Origin of the sequence: Pseudomonas edaphica, assembly GCF_965277385.1 — a bacterium.
Lineage (GTDB): Bacteria > Pseudomonadota > Gammaproteobacteria > Pseudomonadales > Pseudomonadaceae > Aquipseudomonas > Aquipseudomonas edaphica.
Genome location: NZ_OZ255725.1, coordinates 5,196,532 through 5,213,797, shown reverse-complemented (window position 1 = coordinate 5,213,797; position 17,266 = coordinate 5,196,532). Strand labels below are relative to the sequence as shown.

General features: G+C 61.7%; 16 protein-coding genes. 13 read left to right on the top strand and 3 right to left on the bottom strand.

Going from position 1 to position 17,266, the window contains the following annotated elements:
* The first annotated feature begins 9 nt into the window (after positions 1–9).
* The 8 genes from ACQY47_RS23830 to ACQY47_RS23795 all read left to right on the top strand — a co-directional run bounded on the left by ACQY47_RS23830 (position 10) and on the right by ACQY47_RS23795 (position 9,282).
* Complete coding sequence (locus ACQY47_RS23830) at positions 10–1,788, top strand: acyclic terpene utilization AtuA family protein (protein ID WP_428552431.1); 1,779 nt, start codon at positions 10–12, stop codon at positions 1,786–1,788.
* A gap of 12 nt (positions 1,789–1,800) precedes the next feature.
* Entirely contained in the window at positions 1,801–2,673 is an 873-nt protein-coding gene (locus ACQY47_RS23825; RefSeq protein WP_428552428.1) for an SDR family oxidoreductase, read from the top strand.
* A 3-nt stretch (positions 2,674–2,676) separates the two neighbouring features.
* Positions 2,677–4,290, top strand: coding sequence for a geranyl-CoA carboxylase subunit beta (atuC, locus tag ACQY47_RS23820; RefSeq protein WP_428552425.1), 1,614 nt, complete (start codon positions 2,677–2,679; stop codon positions 4,288–4,290).
* Between the two features lie 68 nt (positions 4,291–4,358).
* Complete coding sequence (gene atuD / locus ACQY47_RS23815) at positions 4,359–5,516, top strand: citronellyl-CoA dehydrogenase (RefSeq protein ID WP_428552422.1); 1,158 nt, start codon at positions 4,359–4,361, stop codon at positions 5,514–5,516.
* Positions 5,513–6,274 (top strand): enoyl-CoA hydratase/isomerase family protein, encoded by a 762-nt coding sequence (locus tag ACQY47_RS23810; protein ID WP_138448967.1) that lies wholly within the window; start codon positions 5,513–5,515, stop codon positions 6,272–6,274. Before atuD ends, ACQY47_RS23810 begins: the two co-directional genes overlap by 4 nt.
* A gap of 126 nt (positions 6,275–6,400) precedes the next feature.
* Positions 6,401–8,317, top strand: a complete 1,917-nt coding sequence (locus ACQY47_RS23805; protein WP_428552419.1) for an acetyl/propionyl/methylcrotonyl-CoA carboxylase subunit alpha — start codon at positions 6,401–6,403, stop codon at positions 8,315–8,317.
* A gap of 74 nt (positions 8,318–8,391) precedes the next feature.
* On the top strand, positions 8,392–8,934 hold the full coding sequence (locus ACQY47_RS23800) for an exonuclease domain-containing protein (protein WP_017134973.1): 543 nt from the start codon (positions 8,392–8,394) through the stop codon (positions 8,932–8,934).
* Positions 8,935–8,997: 63 nt separating this feature from the next.
* Positions 8,998–9,282: a pyrimidine/purine nucleoside phosphorylase gene (locus ACQY47_RS23795; RefSeq protein ID WP_010566373.1), complete on the top strand. Its 285-nt coding sequence runs from the start codon at positions 8,998–9,000 to the stop codon at positions 9,280–9,282.
* A gap of 47 nt (positions 9,283–9,329) precedes the next feature.
* Here ACQY47_RS23795 and ACQY47_RS23790 read toward each other — a convergent pair whose 3' ends face one another.
* Positions 9,330–10,136: an MOSC domain-containing protein gene (locus ACQY47_RS23790; protein WP_017134972.1), complete on the bottom strand. Its 807-nt coding sequence runs from the start codon at positions 10,134–10,136 to the stop codon at positions 9,330–9,332.
* A 296-nt stretch (positions 10,137–10,432) separates the two neighbouring features.
* On the bottom strand, positions 10,433–11,368 hold the full coding sequence (locus ACQY47_RS23785; protein ID WP_017134971.1) for a chemotaxis protein CheV: 936 nt from the start codon (positions 11,366–11,368) through the stop codon (positions 10,433–10,435).
* Positions 11,369–11,903: 535 nt separating this feature from the next.
* Here ACQY47_RS23785 and ACQY47_RS23780 point away from each other — a divergent pair.
* From ACQY47_RS23780 to ACQY47_RS23770, 3 genes are all read left to right on the top strand, one after another.
* The gene (locus ACQY47_RS23780; protein WP_169984806.1) at positions 11,904–12,353 is read left to right on the top strand and encodes a hypothetical protein; all 450 of its coding nucleotides are present in this window, start codon (positions 11,904–11,906) and stop codon (positions 12,351–12,353) included.
* Positions 12,354–12,733: 380 nt separating this feature from the next.
* A complete protein-coding gene (locus ACQY47_RS23775; RefSeq protein ID WP_026013517.1) occupies positions 12,734–13,627 on the top strand; it encodes a sensor histidine kinase in 894 nt (297 codons plus the stop codon).
* Positions 13,624–14,283 (top strand): response regulator, encoded by a 660-nt coding sequence (locus ACQY47_RS23770; protein ID WP_428552412.1) that lies wholly within the window; start codon positions 13,624–13,626, stop codon positions 14,281–14,283. The genes ACQY47_RS23775 and ACQY47_RS23770 overlap by 4 nt, the downstream gene beginning before the upstream one ends.
* Here ACQY47_RS23770 and yegS read toward each other — a convergent pair.
* Entirely contained in the window at positions 14,242–15,162 is a 921-nt protein-coding gene (gene yegS / locus ACQY47_RS23765) for a lipid kinase YegS (protein ID WP_056861072.1), read from the bottom strand. The genes ACQY47_RS23770 and yegS overlap by 42 nt on opposite strands.
* 199 nt (positions 15,163–15,361) lie before the next feature.
* Between yegS and soxC the strand changes: the two genes are divergently transcribed.
* Together soxC and ACQY47_RS23755 are read left to right on the top strand one after the other, a co-directional pair.
* Positions 15,362–16,654, top strand: a complete 1,293-nt coding sequence (gene soxC / locus ACQY47_RS23760; protein WP_428552408.1) for a sulfite dehydrogenase — start codon at positions 15,362–15,364, stop codon at positions 16,652–16,654.
* The gene (locus ACQY47_RS23755; RefSeq protein ID WP_428552405.1) at positions 16,641–17,225 is read left to right on the top strand and encodes a c-type cytochrome; all 585 of its coding nucleotides are present in this window, start codon (positions 16,641–16,643) and stop codon (positions 17,223–17,225) included. The genes soxC and ACQY47_RS23755 overlap by 14 nt, the downstream gene beginning before the upstream one ends.
* Positions 17,226–17,266: the final 41 nt, after the last annotated feature.

The following is a 17,266-nucleotide window of genomic DNA, read 5'->3' as shown; positions in this document are numbered from 1 at the left end:
GGATTTCTCATGAGCAAGACGGTTCGTATTGGCTGCGCCAGCGCCTTCTGGGGCGACACCTGCACGGCCGCCGCCCAATTGGTGCACGGCGGCGTCCTGGACTACCTGGTGTTCGACTACCTGGCGGAAGTCACCATGTCGATCCTCGCCGGTGCGCGGATGAAAGATCCCCAGGCCGGTTACGCCACGGATTTTGTCGAGGTGCTCACGCCGTTGCTGGGGGAGATCCAGCGCCAGGGCATCCGTGTGATCAGCAACGCCGGAGGCATCCACCCGCACGCCTGCGCCGCCGCCCTGCAAGCGGCCTGCGACAAGGCCAGTGTGCCGCTGAAAATCGCCGTACTGCTGGGCGACGACCTGCAACCTCAACTCAAGCAACTGCACAACATCACCGATATGTTCAACGGCGCGCCCCTGCCGCCGATGTGCGTTTCGGCCAACGCCTACCTCGGCGCACCCGGCATTGCTCAGGCACTGGCGCTGGGCGCCGATATTGTGATTACCGGGCGCGTGGTCGACAGCGCCGTGGTCAGCGCCGCGTTGGTGCATGAGTTCAACTGGTCGTGGCAGGACTACGACCGCCTCGCTCAAGCTGCGCTCGCCGGGCATATCATCGAATGCGGCGCGCAGTGCAGCGGCGGTAACTTCACCGATTGGCGCGATGTACCGGACTACGAGCACATCGGCTTTCCCATCGTCGAAGTCAACGCCGACGGCCAATTTACCGTGAATAAAGTCGCCGGCACCGGTGGGCTGATCAGCGAACTCAGCGTGTCCGAACAGTTGCTGTATGAAATCGGCGACCCGCGCGCGTATTTACTTCCCGATGTGATCTGCGATTTCAGCCAGGTCAACCTGCAGCAACAAGGCCAAAACTGCGTGCGCCTGCACGGCGCCAAGGGTTTACCGCCCACCGACCAGTACAAGGTCAGCGCGACTTACCCCGACGGTTTCCGCTGCACCGCCAGTTGCCTGATCGCCGGGATCGACGCGGTGGCCAAGGCCGAGCGAGTCAGCCAGGCGATCATCAACAAGACCTCGGAACTGTTCAGCCAACGCGGCTGGGCGCCTTACACCGAGGTAAACATTGAACTGCTCGGCAGCGAAGCCACCTACGGTGCCCACGCCCAGCGTCAGGATTGCCGCGAGGTGGTGGTGAAATTGGCGGTACGCCACCCCAGCAAGCAGGCCTTGGTGCTGTTCGCCCGCGAGATTGCCCAGGCGGCGACCGGCATGGCACCCGGCTTGACCGGCATTGTCGGCGGGCGACCGACCGTGTACCCGCTGATCCGGCTGTTTTCATTCCTGGTCGACAAATCATCCTGCGCACCGCAGGTCGACTTCCAAGGCGCGCGTCACGCCGTTGCATTGCCTTCATCAGCCCCGATGCGCACACCCGCCGCGCCGATTGATCCACCCAAACCCGAAGGCCGCGCGGACGCCAGTGTGCCCCTGGTGAAACTGGCCGTGGCGCGCTCCGGCGACAAGGGCAACCACAGCAATATCGGCGTAATCGCCCGCCACCCCGACTACCTGCCTTGGATCGCCGAAGCGCTTACCCCGGAGGTGATCGTCGACTGGATGAGCCACGTGCTCGACCCACTTCACGGCCGTGTCGAGCGCTGGTACTTGCCCGGCAGCCACAGCTTGAATTTCCTGCTGGAAAACGCCTTGGGCGGCGGCGGCATCGCCAGCCTGCGCATCGACCCGCAAGGCAAGGCCTTCGCCCAACAATTGCTGGAAATCCCCATCGCCGTGCCGCAACACATAGCCGATCAACTCTCCTAAAGGACCGTCGCCGTGGCCTTCGACTCGATCTTCAAAGCCGACCTGTTCCAGGGGCAAACCGTGATAGTCACTGGCGGCGGCAGTGGCATTGGCCGCTGCACTGCCCATGAACTGGCGGCCCTTGGTGCCAGTGTGATACTGGTGGGGCGCAAGCCGCAAAAGCTGCAACAGGTGGCCGCCGAAATCGCCGAAGACGGCGGCACCGCGCACTGGCTGGCCTGCGATATTCGCGATGAAGAAGCAGTGACAGCGCTGGTCACGCAGATCATCCGCGAGCATGGGCCGATCCATGGGTTGGTGAACAACGCCGGCGGTCAATACCCGTCGCCACTGGCTTCGACCAATCAAAAAGGCTTTGAAACCGTACTGCGCACCAACCTGGTGGGCGGTTTCCTGATGGCCCGTGAAGTGTTCAACCAGTCGATGAACAAGCACGGCGGCGCCATCGTCAACATGCTCGCCGACATGTGGGGCGGCATGCCCGGCATGGGCCACTCGGGTGCTGCACGCTCAGGCATGGACAACTTTACCAAGACCGCCGCTTTCGAATGGGGTTACGCCGGTGTACGCGTCAACGCCGTGGCGCCGGGCTGGATTGCGTCCAGCGGCATGGACACCTACGAAGGCGCGTTCAAGGCAGTGATCCCCACCCTGCGTGAGCACGTGCCGCTCAAGCGCATCGGCACCGAATCGGAAGTCAGCGCGGCCATCGTGTTTTTGCTCAGCCCCGCCGCCGCGTTTATCAGCGGTAGTACCTTGCGCATCGACGGCGCTGCCAGCCTGGGCAGCCGCGCCTGGCCGCTGCACAAGGCGCAGCCGCCGAGCGAGCCGTTCAACGGTTTCCACCGCGCCTATTTACCCGATGTGCTGAAGACGGAGCACTGAACCATGCCGGTGATTGAAAGCCTGATCGACGCCCACAGCCCACAGTTCGCGCACAACCGTGAAGCCATGCTGGCAAGCATCCAACAGTTGCGCCAACTGGAGCACAACCTGCTCGCCAAAGCACAGGAAGCCAAACCCAAGTTCGACAAACGCGGCCAGTTGTTGCCCCGCGAGCGCCTCAACCTGCTGCTGGACCCCGGCGCGCCGTTTCTGGAATTGGCCAGCCTGGCCGGCTACAAACTCCACGATGACAAAGACGGCAGCGCGGCCGGAGGCGGCTTGATCGCCGGTATCGGCTACGTCAGCGGCGTACGCATGCTGGTGGTGGCCAACAACAGCGCGATCAAGGGCGGCACCATTTCGCCGTCCGGCCTGAAAAAATCCCTGCGCCTGCAACAGATCGCCATGGAAAACAAACTGCCGGTGGTGACCCTGGCGGAAAGCGGCGGTGCCAACCTCAATTACGCTGCCGAGATTTTCGTCGAAGGCGCACGCAGCTTCGCCAACCAGGCGCGCATGTCGGCCATGGGCTTGCCGCAGATCACCGTGGTACACGGCTCGGCCACGGCGGGCGGCGCGTATCAACCGGGGCTGTCGGATTACGTGGTGGTGGTGCGCGGCAAGGCCAAGCTGTTTTTGGCCGGGCCGCCGCTGCTCAAGGCCGCCACCGGCGAAGTCGCGACTGATGAAGAGCTGGGCGGCGCCGAGATGCACGCGCAAACCGCCGGCACGGCCGAGTACCTGGCGGAAAACGATGCCGATGGCGTGCGCATCGTGCGCGAAATCGTCAGCCTGCTGCCGTGGGATGATCGCCTGCCACTCGCTCCACAACGGGCTTACAAGGAGCCGCTGTATCCTATAGACGAGTTGCTGGGGTTGATCCCCGATGACCCGAAAAAGCCCTACGACGTGCGCGAAATCCTCGCACGCCTGGCCGACGGCTCGCACTTTCTGGAGTTCAAAGGCGAGTTCGACGCCCATACCGTCTGCGGCCACTTGCATATCCAGGGCCGCGCCGTCGGTGTGATCGGCAACAACGGCCCCATCACCCCCAAGGGTGCGAGCAAGGCGGCGCAATTTATCCAACTGTGCGACCAGAGCCGCACGCCGCTGCTGTTCCTGCACAACACCACCGGTTTTATGGTCGGCACCGAGTCGGAGCAACAAGGCGTGATCAAGCACGGCGCGAAGATGATTCAGGCGGTGGCCAATGCGCGGGTGCCTAAACTCACGGTGGTGGTCGGCGGCTCTTACGGCGCGGGCAACTATGCAATGTGCGGCCGTGGCCTGGACCCGCGTTTTATCTTCGCCTGGCCCAACAGCCGCACGGCGGTGATGGGCGGCGCGCAAGCGGGCAAGGTGCTGCGCATCGTGACTGAGGCCAAGCAATTGAAGGACGGTCTGGTGCCCGACCCCAAGGTGCTGGACATGCTCGAACAGGTCACCGCGCAGAAACTCGACAGCCAGTCCACCGCCCTCTATGGCAGCGCCAACCTGTGGGACGACGGGCTGATAGATCCACGCGATACCCGCACGCTATTGGGGTTCTTGCTGGATATCTGCCACGAGGCCGAGGTGCGCCAACTGCAGCCCAACAGCTTTGGTGTAGCGCGCTGATCGTGCCCACGCTCCGCGTGGTAACGCAGCCAAGGACGCTCCGCGTCCCAACAAGGAGAACAACAACAATGATCTTCACCCAGGAACACCAGGAACTGCGCCGCACCGTGCGTGCCTTCGTCGACCGCGAGATCAACCCGCACGTGGACGAATGGGAAAAAGCCGGGCGTTTTCCCATTCACGAGATCTTCCGCAAGGCCGGCGAGCTCGGCCTGTTGGGCATTTCCAAGCCGGAACAATTTGGCGGCATGGGCCTGGACTACAGCTACTCCATTGTCGCCGCCGAAGAATTCGGCACCATCCGTTGCGGCGGCATCCCCATGTCCATCGGCGTGCAAACCGACATGTGCACGCCCGCCCTCGCCCGCTTCGGCTCCGATGAACTGCGCGACGAATTCCTGCGCCCGGCCATCAGCGGCGAGCAAGTGGGTTGCATCGGCGTCTCGGAAACCGGCGCCGGCTCCGACGTGGCGGGGCTTAGAACACACGCGCGCAAGGACGGCGACGACTACGTGATCAACGGCAGCAAAATGTGGATCACCAACTCGCCCAGCGCCGACTTTATCTGCCTGCTGGCCAACACCTCCGACGACAAGCCGCATATCAACAAATCACTGATCATGGTGCCAATGACCACCCCAGGCATCAGCGTCAGCCCGCCGCTGGAAAAGCTCGGCATGCACAGCTCCGAGACCGCCCAAGTATTTTTCGACGATGTGCGCGTGCCGCAACGCAACCGCATCGGCCACGAAGGCGCGGGGTTCATGATGCAAATGCTGCAGTTCCAGGAAGAGCGCCTGTTCGGCGCGGCCAATATGATCAAGGGCCTGGAGCACTGTATCGACAGCACCATCGAGTATTGCAAGGAGCGCCAGACCTTCGGCAAGGCGCTGATCGACAACCAGGTGATCCACTTTCGCCTGGCCGAGCTGTCCACCGAAATCGAATGCCTGCGCGCGTTGGTCTACCAGGCCACCGAGCAATACATCAAAGGCCAGGATGTGACGCGACTGGCCTCCATGGCCAAACTCAAGGCCGGGCGCCTGGGCCGTGAGGTCAGCGACAGCTGCCTGCAATACTGGGGCGGCATGGGCTTTATGTGGGACAACCCGGTGGCCCGCGCCTACCGTGACGTGCGGCTGGTGTCGATTGGCGGCGGCGCCGACGAAATCATGCTGGGCATCATCTGCAAATTGATGGGCACCCTGCCCGGGAAAAAATCATGAACACCCTGCTGCTCGAGCCGCACAACGGCGTGCTGCACATCACCCTTAACCGCCCCGCCAGCCGCAATGCGATGAGCCTGGAGATGGTCAACGAACTGCGGTCGGTATTGGCACAATTGGACAGCCAGGTGCGCGCCGTGGTGATCAGCGGCGCCGGTGGGCACTTCTGTGCCGGGGCGGATGTGAAAGACATGGTCATGGCGGGCGGGCAGTTGCCGGCGCTGAACCGCGCCTTCGGCACCCTGCTGCAAGCCGTCGAAGCCGTGCCGCAAGTGGTGATCGTGGTGCTGCAAGGCGCGGTGCTGGGCGGCGGCTTTGGGCTGGCGTGCGTGAGTGATATCGCGATTGCCGACCACCAGGCGCAGTTCGGGTTACCTGAGACCAGCCTGGGCTTGTTGCCGGCGCAGATTGCGCCGTTTGTGGTCAAGCGCATTGGCTTGACCCAGGCACGCCGGCTGGCGCTGACGGCAGCGAGGTTTGATGGGGTTGAGGCTGAGCGCTTGGGCGTGGTGCATTACGTCGAGCGCGATGCGCAGGCGCTGGCAGAGCGTCTGGATGAGGTGCTCGGGCAGGTGTTGCGCTGTGCGCCGGGGGCGAATGCGCGGACTAAAGCGCTGTTGCTCGCCAGTGTGGAACAACCGGTGGGCCCGCTGTTGGATCAGGCCGCAGAATGGTTTGCCGAGGCGGTGACGAGTGAAGAGGGGATTGAGGGGACGCAGGCGTTTGTGCAGAAGCGAAAGCCTGGGTGGTCTCGATGACGCCATCGCAGGCAAGCCAGCTCCCACAAGGGGAATGCATTTCAAACTGTGGGAGCTGGCTTGTCGGGTCGCCGCATCGCTGCGATAGGGGCCGAACATTCACCCAATGTGCCAAGGGATAAACCCATGCCTGCATTCACCAAAATCCTGATCGCCAACCGCGGCGAAATCGCCTGCCGCATCCAACGCACCGCCCAAGCCCTGGGCTACCGCACCGTCGCCGTCTTCAGCGACGCCGACGCCCAGGCACTGCACGTGCACATGGCCGACGAAGCCGTCCACATCGGCCCCGCGCCGGTTAACCAGTCGTACCTCAACATCCTGGCCATCCTCGACGCCGCCAGACGCACAGGCGCCGACGCCATCCACCCCGGCTACGGCTTCCTCTCCGAAAACGCTGGATTCGCCCAAGCCTGCCTGGACGCCGGCCTCACCTTCATCGGCCCCAGCGTTGCCGCCATCGAGCTGATGGGCAGCAAACGCCAGTCCAAACTCGCCATGCTCGACGCGGGTGTGCCGTGCATCGCCGGTTACCAAGGCAATGCCCAGGATGACGCGACCTTGCAGCAAGAAGCCAACCGTATCGGCTACCCGCTGATGATCAAAGCCAGTGCCGGCGGTGGCGGGCGTGGCATGCGCCTGGTCCACGACGGCAGCCAACTGCTCGATCAACTGCGTACCGCACGCTCCGAAGCCCTCAACGCGTTTGGCAGCGACGAACTGATCCTCGAACAAGCTTTGATCGACCCGCGCCACGTTGAAATCCAACTGTTCGGCGACAGCCACAGCAACCTCATTTACCTGGGCGAACGCGACTGCTCGATCCAGCGCCGCCACCAGAAAGTCATCGAAGAAGCGCCCTGCCCGGTGATGACACCTGCGCTGCGCCAAGCCATGGGCGAAGCTGCGCTGAAGGCTGGGCGTGCGGTCAATTACGTCGGCGCCGGCACCGTCGAATTTCTGCTCGACCGCAACGGCCACTTCTACTTCCTGGAAATGAACACCCGTCTGCAAGTGGAGCACCCGGTCACCGAACTGATCACGGGGTTGGACTTGGTTGAGTTGCAACTGAACATCGCCGCTGGCGAACCGCTGCCCTTGCAACAGGCCGACGTGACCCTGACCGGCCACGCCATGGAAGTGCGCCTGTACGCCGAAGACCCGGCCCAGGGCTTTTTGCCGCAAACCGGCGATGTGCTGCGCTGGGAGCCGGCTGCCCGGGTACGCATCGACCACGGCGTGCTTGAGGGCCAGCGCATCAGCCCGTTCTATGACGCCATGCTGGGCAAAATCATCGCCCACGGCGCCACCCGCGAAGAGGCCCGGCGCAAATTGCTGCGCGCAGTGCAAGACACCGTGTTACTGGGCGTCACCACCAACCAGGGTTTGCTGGTGGACCTGCTCGGGCAAGCGGACTTTATCGCAGGCGAGTTCAGTACCGGGTTTATCGCCAAACACTTCAATGACATCCCACGTCAGGCCGCGACAAAGGAGCAGGTCGCACTGGCCGCCGCACTGTTTTACCAACACAGCGCCAACACCCACCGCCAAGGCTTGTCGGGATGGCGCAACAAGGCCGCCTGGCGCTATCGCCTGGCGGTGAACGACGAGGTGCAGGACCTCGACGTCAACGTATTGGACGGCAACCATCTGCAAGCCAACGGCATCGAGATCCATGACCTGACCACCGATGGCCGCTGGGCCACACTGGTGATCGACGGCGTTCGCCGGCGCCTGCCCTACCATCTGGACGACACTCAACTCTGGCTGCCGGGCGTGAAGATCATCAACCGCACCCAACAGGTCGCCAGCCGCCAAGCCGACGCCAGCACCGGCATCGTCAAGGCACCGATGGACGGCGCGATTGTCGATATCCGCGTGAGCGCCGGTGAAAGCGTCAGCAAAGGCCAACTGCTGCTGGTGCTCGAAGCCATGAAAATGGAACATCCGCTGACGGCCGGCATCGACGGTGTGATCAAGGGTGTGCAGGTCGTCGCAGGTGATCAAGTGCGCAATCGCCAGGTTTTGCTGGAGATCGAATAACACCCTAGGCGGAACTACACGGCCCAGCTACGCTCTATCCCCATCAGGAAAGGACGAGTACGGGAACCTGCACGATGCCCCATTGGCTGATTATTGACCTTGAAGCCACAACGGATGAAGGCGGCTGGCCCGTGACGGAGATGGAAGTCATCGAGATCGGCGCCAGCCTCGTGAACCGCCAGGGCCGCGAACTGGATCACTTCCAGCGCTTTGTGCGGCCGCTGCGTCGCCCCTTGCTGACGCCGTTCTGTCGCCAACTCACGCATATCACCCAGGCCAACATCGACGCGGCGGCGCCGATCACCGAGGTGTGGCCCTTGTTTGAGCGTTGGCTGGGCCAACATCAAGCGCGCCTGGAAGGCTGGGCCAGCTGGGGCGACTACGACCGCGCGCAGCTTGAACTTGAATGGCAACGCCATGGCCTGACCAGCGCGCTCGCCCAGACCGCGCATGTGAACCTCAAGCAGCGTTTCGCCAAGGCCCGGCGGCTGGACAAGCCCTTGGGGCTCAACGGTGCGCTGCAATTGGCGGGGATGCAGTTCCATGGCCAGCAACATCGGGCATTGGAAGACGCGCGCAACACCGCACGCCTGCTCCCGTTGATTTTGCCGGTCTAGGCAGCACCCCCGGCCTTGGGCATACTGGCCGACCTTTCCAGACCCTTTTCCGAGGATTCACCCATGTTCAAAGTCAACGAGTACTTCGACGGCACCGTCAAGTCGATCGCTTTCGGCACCGCAGAGGGCCCTGCGACCATCGGCGTGATGGCACCGGGTGAATACGAATTCGGCACCGCCCAGCGTGAAATCATGCACGTGGTGTCCGGCGCCCTGTCCGTCAAGCTGCCAGATGCCAACGCCTGGGAAACCTTCGCGGCCGGCAGCCAGTTCAACGTGCCGGCCAACAGCAAGTTCCAACTGAAGGTTGCCGTAGACACCGCTTACCTGTGCGAATACCGCGGCTAAGGGTTACAGCGCAAAAAAATGCCCGTCTCGCAAGAGACGGGCATTTTTTATTCCAGGATCGTCACGGGCATTCCGACGGCTAATTCACCGCTGCCATCGTTGACCAGGTTCTGGCCGAACATCACGTCACCGCCCTGCTCACGGTAGGTCTTGAGTGTCGCCAGCGGCTCACGGTCGGCGCTGCGCTCGCCGCTGGCCGGGTCGATGGTGGTGAGGATGCAGCGCGAGCACGACTTGACCACGCGAAACTCCACGTCGCCGATACGCACGCGTTTCCAACCGTCTTCGGCGAAGGCCTCGCTGCCTTCAATCACTAGATTGGGACGGAAACGCAGCATTTCCATCGGCCGGCCGATGCGCTGGGACAAATCGTCCAACGAGGCCTGGCCGATCAGCAGCAAGGGGAAACCATCGGCAAAACCGACCTGATCGTCGTCCTTGCCATAACCGGCCTCGGTAGTACGTGCACGTGCCAGCGGCACCTGCACCAGCCGCGTGGGCTTGCCGATAAAGTCGCTGACCCAGGCCGCCGCCGCATCGCCGGCATCCGGCACACGCAGTGTGTCGCGCCATATCGTCACGCCGCGCAACTCGGCATCGCTGCCCGGCAGCGCCACGTCCAGCGTGGCAAAGCCAGGCGAATTCAGGGTCAGGCCACCGGCGCTGTTCCACAACGCCGACAACTGGCTCATCTTCGCCACCGCCCGCTGGGTCAGGAATCGGCCACTGGCTTCGTCCACCAGCATCCAGCGTCGATCCCCATCCAGCCCGAGTTTATCCAGGCCGATGTGCTGCAAGGCTTCGGCCTTGCCGGACTTCAAGGGGTAACGGTACAGCGCGCTGAGACGAAGCATGGGCCTGCATTCCTGAGGGGGACAAAGCGCCACCCTATAGGACGGGACTTCCAGAATCAAAGGTCGCTGGAGCTCTTGTGACCGGTAAGCTTACTGTGGCGAGCAGGCTTGCCCTGCGTTGGGGCGCGAAGAGGCCCTGAAACCAGGCGCTTCGGTTTTGCCTGAGGTTACGCGGTGTGTTTATTGGGGCTGCTTCGCAGCCCAACGCAGGGCAAGCCTGCTCGCCACAACAAGCCTGCTTGCCACAACAAGCCTGCCTGCCATCACGAGACTGCCTGCCACAATAGGCCGCCTGCTCAGGCGGGCACTTCGTCCAACATCAAGCGTTGGCGCACCACATCCACCAGCTTGTCTGGCTGGAATTTGGACAGGAAGTTGTCGCAACCGACCTTCTTGACCATTGAGTCGTTGAAGCTGCCCGACAGCGAGGTGTGCAGCACCACATAAAGGCCACGCAGGCGCGGGTCGTTGCGGATTTCGGTGGTCAGGCGGTAGCCGTCCATCTCGGGCATTTCGGCGTCGGTGAAGATCATCAGCAATTTGTCGGTCATGACCTGGCCGCTGTCGGCCCAGGCCTTGAGCATGTTCAGCGCCTTGAGGCCGTCGCTGGCAATGTGCATCTTCACGCCGAGTTGCCCCAGGGTGTCGCGCAGTTGCGAGAGGGCCACGTTGGAATCGTCCACCAGCAGCACTTCGCGGCCACGGGCACGTTCCAGCACCGGGTCTTCGAGTTTTTCGCGGGAGACTTTGGCGTTATAGGGCACGATTTCGGCGAGGACTTTTTCCACGTCGATGATTTCCACCAATTGGTCATCGACTTTGCTGATGGCCGTGAGGTAATGCTGGCGCCCGGCGCTGGCCGGTGGCGGCAGAATGGCTTCCCAGTTCATGTTGACGATGCGATCCACACCGCCCACCAGGAAGGCCTGCACCGAACGGTTGTACTCGGTGACGATAATCGTGCTGTTCGGCCCCGGCACCAGCGGGCGCATGCCGATGGCCTGTGACAGGTCAATGACCGGCAGGGTCTGGCCACGCAGGTTGACCACGCCGCATACAAACGGGTGACGCTGGGGCATCAGGGTCAACTTGGGCAGTTGCAGGACTTCCTGAACCTTGAACACGTTGATCGCAAACAATTGCCGCCCGGCCAGGCGAAACATGAGGATCTCCAGGCGATTCTCACCCACCAGTTGCGTGCGTTGATCTACCGTGTCGAGAATGCCGGCCATTAAAAGCTCCTGATGTGGGATTGTGCAGCTCACTTAAGGGTGGTTATCGGCGGCAAGCGCCAGACCTTGACCCCGGTAAAATGCCATGTAAATACATTGATGTCACACTGACATCATGGTTTACTGCAATCCGCTCTCCAGACGGTAGTACAGCGACCTTGCGCGACATTCAAATCGACGTAGGGTTCCGCTGCGTAAGGGATTCCCCTATGCACAATCAGGCCCGACCTGATATTCGCGATATCTAATAGCCATTAATGTGACGCCATTCTCATTGCATGAATGGAGTCAGGCTTTTGTTTGCCATCCCAAGCCCTCGGCCCACGGGTCTTCCAGACTTATACGTGGCGGCAACCAAAGTTGTGCAAATGACCCGAATGACCAGGGCCTTCCACGGCTACTCTGATCATTCAAGTAACGGTCCTACTGAAATTTCAGAAGCAGGCTACAGATCTCAGTCATATTTCAGCGGTAGTTTTACGCCATTCACCCGGTGCGACATCTCATCACCCGACCTTATGTTGCGGAGACTTGCATGATGAATAGCGCAAACGAATGGCAGACTGCACTTCCCGAGTTTCTGCTGGAAGCCGAAAAGCTTTTGGCCAAGTCAGAAGAGTGCCTGCACCATTTACATCTGATTCGCAACGACAGCGATGCCATCGACTGCATGAAAACCAGCCTGGCCAAGCTGGCGGAAAAAGCCGAAGGCCTGGCCCTGCAGGCGATCAGCGAGTTTTCCCGACATATCCAATACCTGATCGCCAACGCCGCAAGCCCCATGGAGCTGCACGACCAGGCGCTGAGTGCCCTGCATGACTGCCTGACGCTGCTGGCCTGGCAACTGGAGCTGATCGACATCCGCACCGGCGAACTGACGCTGGACGACAGCGAACAAACCACACTGATCGCGACCGTCACTTTGCAGATCCCGCAGAAAGACTTCACGCATAAACCACAACAGCGCGTACATCACGCGTCCTGAGTACTGACAGGTCGTATTTGATCGTCGAGTTATCTAAAAACGACCGTACATTAAACGGTCGACAATGATGCGTGGGCGATATATATCAATTAGCCATCAACGCAATATCGATACAAACAAACCAAATTAATATAACTATGCTGAGTAAACCGCTGGCTCTTTGAACTACGGAGTCAGGTTCCTCGGCGTTTGGCGCAGATTAGGCGGCACCGGGTAAGGCGCCAGGCGACCGACGGTAATAGTGGTGGTACTATGCCCCGTTCGAAGTGACTCAACTTCATCATGTATAAAAAAACGTTCCAGCACCGTATTCCACACAGAGCCCTGTCAGCCGCAGTGACCGGTCTTCCCGCAGCGAACCTTCATTGGCTCCATCCGCTATGTACGCCAGCCTAAAGTCACTCATCGCAAGGTCCGTGTCCCGCAGCAATGCTCGCCGCCTGGCCCTCGCCCTGTGCCTTTGCTCGCTGTTGGTCAGTCTGTGGGCCTACACACGCTCAGCTCCCCTGCCTTTGTTGATAGTGCTGCTCAACCTGGCCACCCTGGTGGTGGTGGGGCTGCAGCAGTGGCGCTCGCGCAAGTCGATAAAATTCCAGCCGCAGGAACTGGCCGACCGCCTGCTGCAGGTCCAGGAAAACGAACGCCACCGCCTCAGCCGCGAACTGCATGACGATATCGGCCAACTGCTGACCGCCGCCAAACTGCAAAGCGAATGGCTCAAGCGTCGCCTGCCCGACGACCTGCAAAGCCAATGCACGGTGTTATGCAATACCTTGAACGAAACCCTGGCCAAAGTGCGCGACGTGTCCGCCATCCTCAACCCCCGCCAGCTGGCCAGCCTGGGCCTTGAGGCGAGCCTGCGCGCGCACTTGCTCAAGACCCTGGAAAACACCTCGGTGCACTGGAGCCTGGAATGCCAGCAGCGCCTGACCGGCATCCCGGAAGAAATGGCCGTGGCCGCCTTTCGCATCACCCAGGAAGCGGTGACCAATATGTTGCGCCATGCCCAGGCGCAGAATTTGCTGGTACGCCTGCAACGCCTGCCCGAAGGCCTGTCGCTGATGATCTGCGATGACGGCCTGGGCTTTTCACCGGCGACCAACCCAGGCCTTGAAGGCCAACGAGGCATGGCCGGCATGACCGAGCGCATCGACCAACTGGGCGGTGCATTGTCTGTCAGCAGCCAGCCAGGCAAAGGCACGCGCATCGACGCGCTTTTTCCCTGGGCGCCCCGCGCCCTCGAACGGGCCAATTCCCCTAAGGTTCTCGAGTGACTTGCAACTTACTCCTGGTGGATGACCACGCACTGATCCGGGCCGGCGTACGCGCGCTGATCCAGGATATCCAAGGCTACAGCGTGATCGGCGAGGCCAGCGATGGCGCGCAATTGCTGGAGACATTCAGCGCGCTGCAGCCAGATATCGTGCTGCTCGACCTGTCGATGAAATACACCGGCGGCCTCGACGCCCTTCAGCAACTCAAGGCGGCCTACCCCAAAAGCAAGGTGCTGATCCTGTCGATGCACACCGACCCGGAGCTGATCATGCGCGCGCTGGAGTCCGGCGCCCATGGCTACCTGCTCAAGGACACCACCGCCAGCGAGCTGGAACATGCCCTGCTGGCCTTGCGTAACAACGAGCGCTACCTGAGCCCTGCGATTGCCCACACGGTGATCAACCAGGCGCTGATCCGCAGCCAGGGGCCTGCCTCCTCCGCCGCCGACAACCATAACCTAACGGCGCGCCAGCTGGAGATCCTGCGCCTGATCGTGCGCGGCAAGTCCACCCGGGAAATCGCCCATGGCCTGGGCTTGAGTATCAAGACAGTGGAAGCGCATCGCTCGCAGATCATGAAACGCCTGCAGATCTTCGACGTGGCGGGCCTGGTGTTATTCGCCGTTCGCGAGCAGATCATCAGCCTGGACGACTAACGGCGAGCCCAGCGGCAAGTGCACGCGCAGGGCCTTGGGCAGCGCGGAAAAACGCAGGTCATCGCCTTTCAATGGCTCGCCATCAAGGTTGATATACAGCCCTTCGGCCACTTTGATCTCGACCCATGGCAGGCGCGCGCGGACAAACATATTGTCCAGGCCCCAGCCGTCACTCATCAGGGTCATCAGCGTGCCGACCACTTCCTGGGGCGCCGGCAAAATACTGATATCAAGCAAGCCATCATCGGCCAGCGCGCCAGGGCACAGCACATGCCCACCGCCCGCCTGGCGGCCGTTGCCGATGCCCAGTGCAAGCAAATCGCCCTTCCAGTGAAAGCCCGGCCCTTCCAGCTCGCCATACGCCGCCTTCAACTCGCTGAAACGCGACAGCCCGGTGAACAGATACGCCGCGCCGCCCAGCACTTTTTTCAGGTCTTCAGAGGTATTGGCGGTGACCTGGCTACCAAAGCCGCCGGTGGCCATATTGAGGAACATCTGCCCACCGGCCTGACCGAGGTCGATGGCCCTGGGCGGCACATCCAGCAGCGCCAGCGCGCGTTCAGGCTCCAGCGGCACACCGGCGGCGCGGGCAAAGTCGTTGGCGGTGCCCAGCGGCATCAACACCAGGCTGGCGTCGGTCTTGGCCAAGGCCATGGCCTCGGCTACATCACGCAACGTGCCGTCGCCACCACCGGCGATCAAGTGGGTATAACCGTCGGCCAAGGCTTCATTGACCAGGCGCTGGGCATCGCCGCCCTCCCACGTCACCCGTACCGCCAGCTCCCAACCCTGCTCGCGCCGGGCCTGCACGGCAGCGCGCACGTCCTCATTGAGGGCTTGCTTGCCGTGCAGGATCAACAGTGCTTTGGGGGTGGTCATGGGGGCATTCTCCTGGGTTCAAGGGTTCCTGAAGGATGTGGACCTTTGAGGAGAAGAAAAAAGCCATCCGCTTGAAAATTAATTCGTCGCCGGGTTACATCAATTTCAAAGCCTGCGATTAAAAACCGACTACATTAAAACCAATGGTGCAGCGTTAACCGCTGGCGAGTCGCCAAAATTTTTGCTCAGGAGAGCCAGAATGAAAGACGACTCAACAGACGATAAACCCGCAATCGCCGCGCCCCTGGCTCGCCGGGACTTCCTCGGCAAAACCAGTCTGCTGGTTGGCAGCGCCGCGCTCGGGGTTGCTTTTGGCCCGTTGGCGCGCGCGGCACAGTCTCCCGGATCAGCCGATGAACAACTGGAAGTGCCGGCCTGGACAAAAACCTTGGGCGGCCCCACCGGTGTGCCCTACGGTAAACCGTCCAGCTTTGAGACGGATGCGGTGCGCAATCTCTACCCCGGGCTTACCGAGCGCATGTCGGCTTACAGTACTTCGCCCCTGCAGGAACTGGACGGCATCATTACGCCCAACGGGCTGTTTTTTGAACGCCATCACGCCGGCGTGCCAGCGATTGATCCGGCCAGGCACTTCCTGGTGATTCATGGGCTGACCGACACAGCGCTGCTGTTCACCCTCGATGAGCTACGCCAGTTTCCCGCCGTCTCGCGCATCCACTTCATCGAATGCTCGGGCAACCCTTCATTCCTGCCGCCCTGGGGCAAAACCGCCGCTGAAGTCGCGGGCCTGGTCAGCTGTGCCGAGTGGATCGGCGTGCCGCTGAAAACCTTGCTGCACGCGGCCGGCCTTAAGCCAGGGGCGAAATGGGTTGTGGCTGAAGGCGCCGATGGCGCTGCCATGACCCGCAGCCTGCCGCTCGAAAAATGCCTGGACGACGTGTTGGTCGCCTACAGCCAAAACGGCGAAAGGCTGCGCCCCGAGCAAGGTTACCCCCTGCGTCTTATCGTTCCGGGTTATGAAGGCAATACCCACATCAAGTGGCTGCGCCGCCTGCATGTCACCGATGCCCCGGCGTACAGCCGTGAAGAAACGGCCAAATACACCGACTTGATGCCAGATGGGCGAGCCAGGAAGTTCTCCTTCGTGATGGAGTGCAAGTCACTCATCACGGCCCCGTCCGGCACCCAGATACTCACCCGCAAAGGCCCGCATGAAATACGCGGGATCGCCTGGAGCGGCAACGGCAAAATCACCCGCGTGGACGTGTCCGTCGACGGCGGGAACAACTGGTATGCGGCCACGCTACAAGAGCCGGTGCTGAACAAATGCCTGACGGTGTTTCGCGCGCCCTTCCAATGGCAGGGCAAAGAAATGCTCATCATGAGCCGCGCCATCGACGAGACCGGCTACGTGCAACCCAGCCTGGAACAACTGAAAGCCGTGCGCGGGGACTTCTCGTTCTACCACAACAATGCAATCCAGCCCTGGCGCATCAACGCCAATGGGGAGGTGAGCAATGGCCGTGCATAACCTTACCGCCATGGCATTGGGGCTACTGAGCATGGGCGTGGTCGCGTGCGCATCGACGGCTGCGCAATCCGGCTTGGGGCAGCCCGTGACAGAGCACTACATCGCCCGCTGGAACATCGACGTCGCTCCCGATGGCAAGAGCCTGCCCGCCGGACAAGGCACGGTCATGGAAGGCGAAAAGGTCTATCAAACCAGCTGCCTTGGCTGCCACGGCGCCAACCTGGAGGGCGGCACCGGCCCGGCACTGATGGGCGGCGCAGGCTCGCTCCCCACACCCAAACCGGTCAAAACTGTCGGCAGTTATTGGCCCTACGCAACCACCCTGTTCGACTATGTCAGGCGCACCATGCCCTTCCAGCAACCACAGTCGTTGAGCAATGATCAGGTGTACGCAGTGGTGGGTTACATCCTCAACAAAAACGAGATAGTGGAAGCGAACGCCACGGTGGATGCTGCCACCCTCACTCATCTGAAGATGCCCAATCGCGACGGCTTCTACGTCGACGACAGGCCGGATGTGCGTGTGGAGCCTTGCTATAAGGAATGTATCGGCAGCCCGAAAGCACATTGATGCGCTTTTGATCCAACCACTCCGGTCGGCTTTCGATCTCA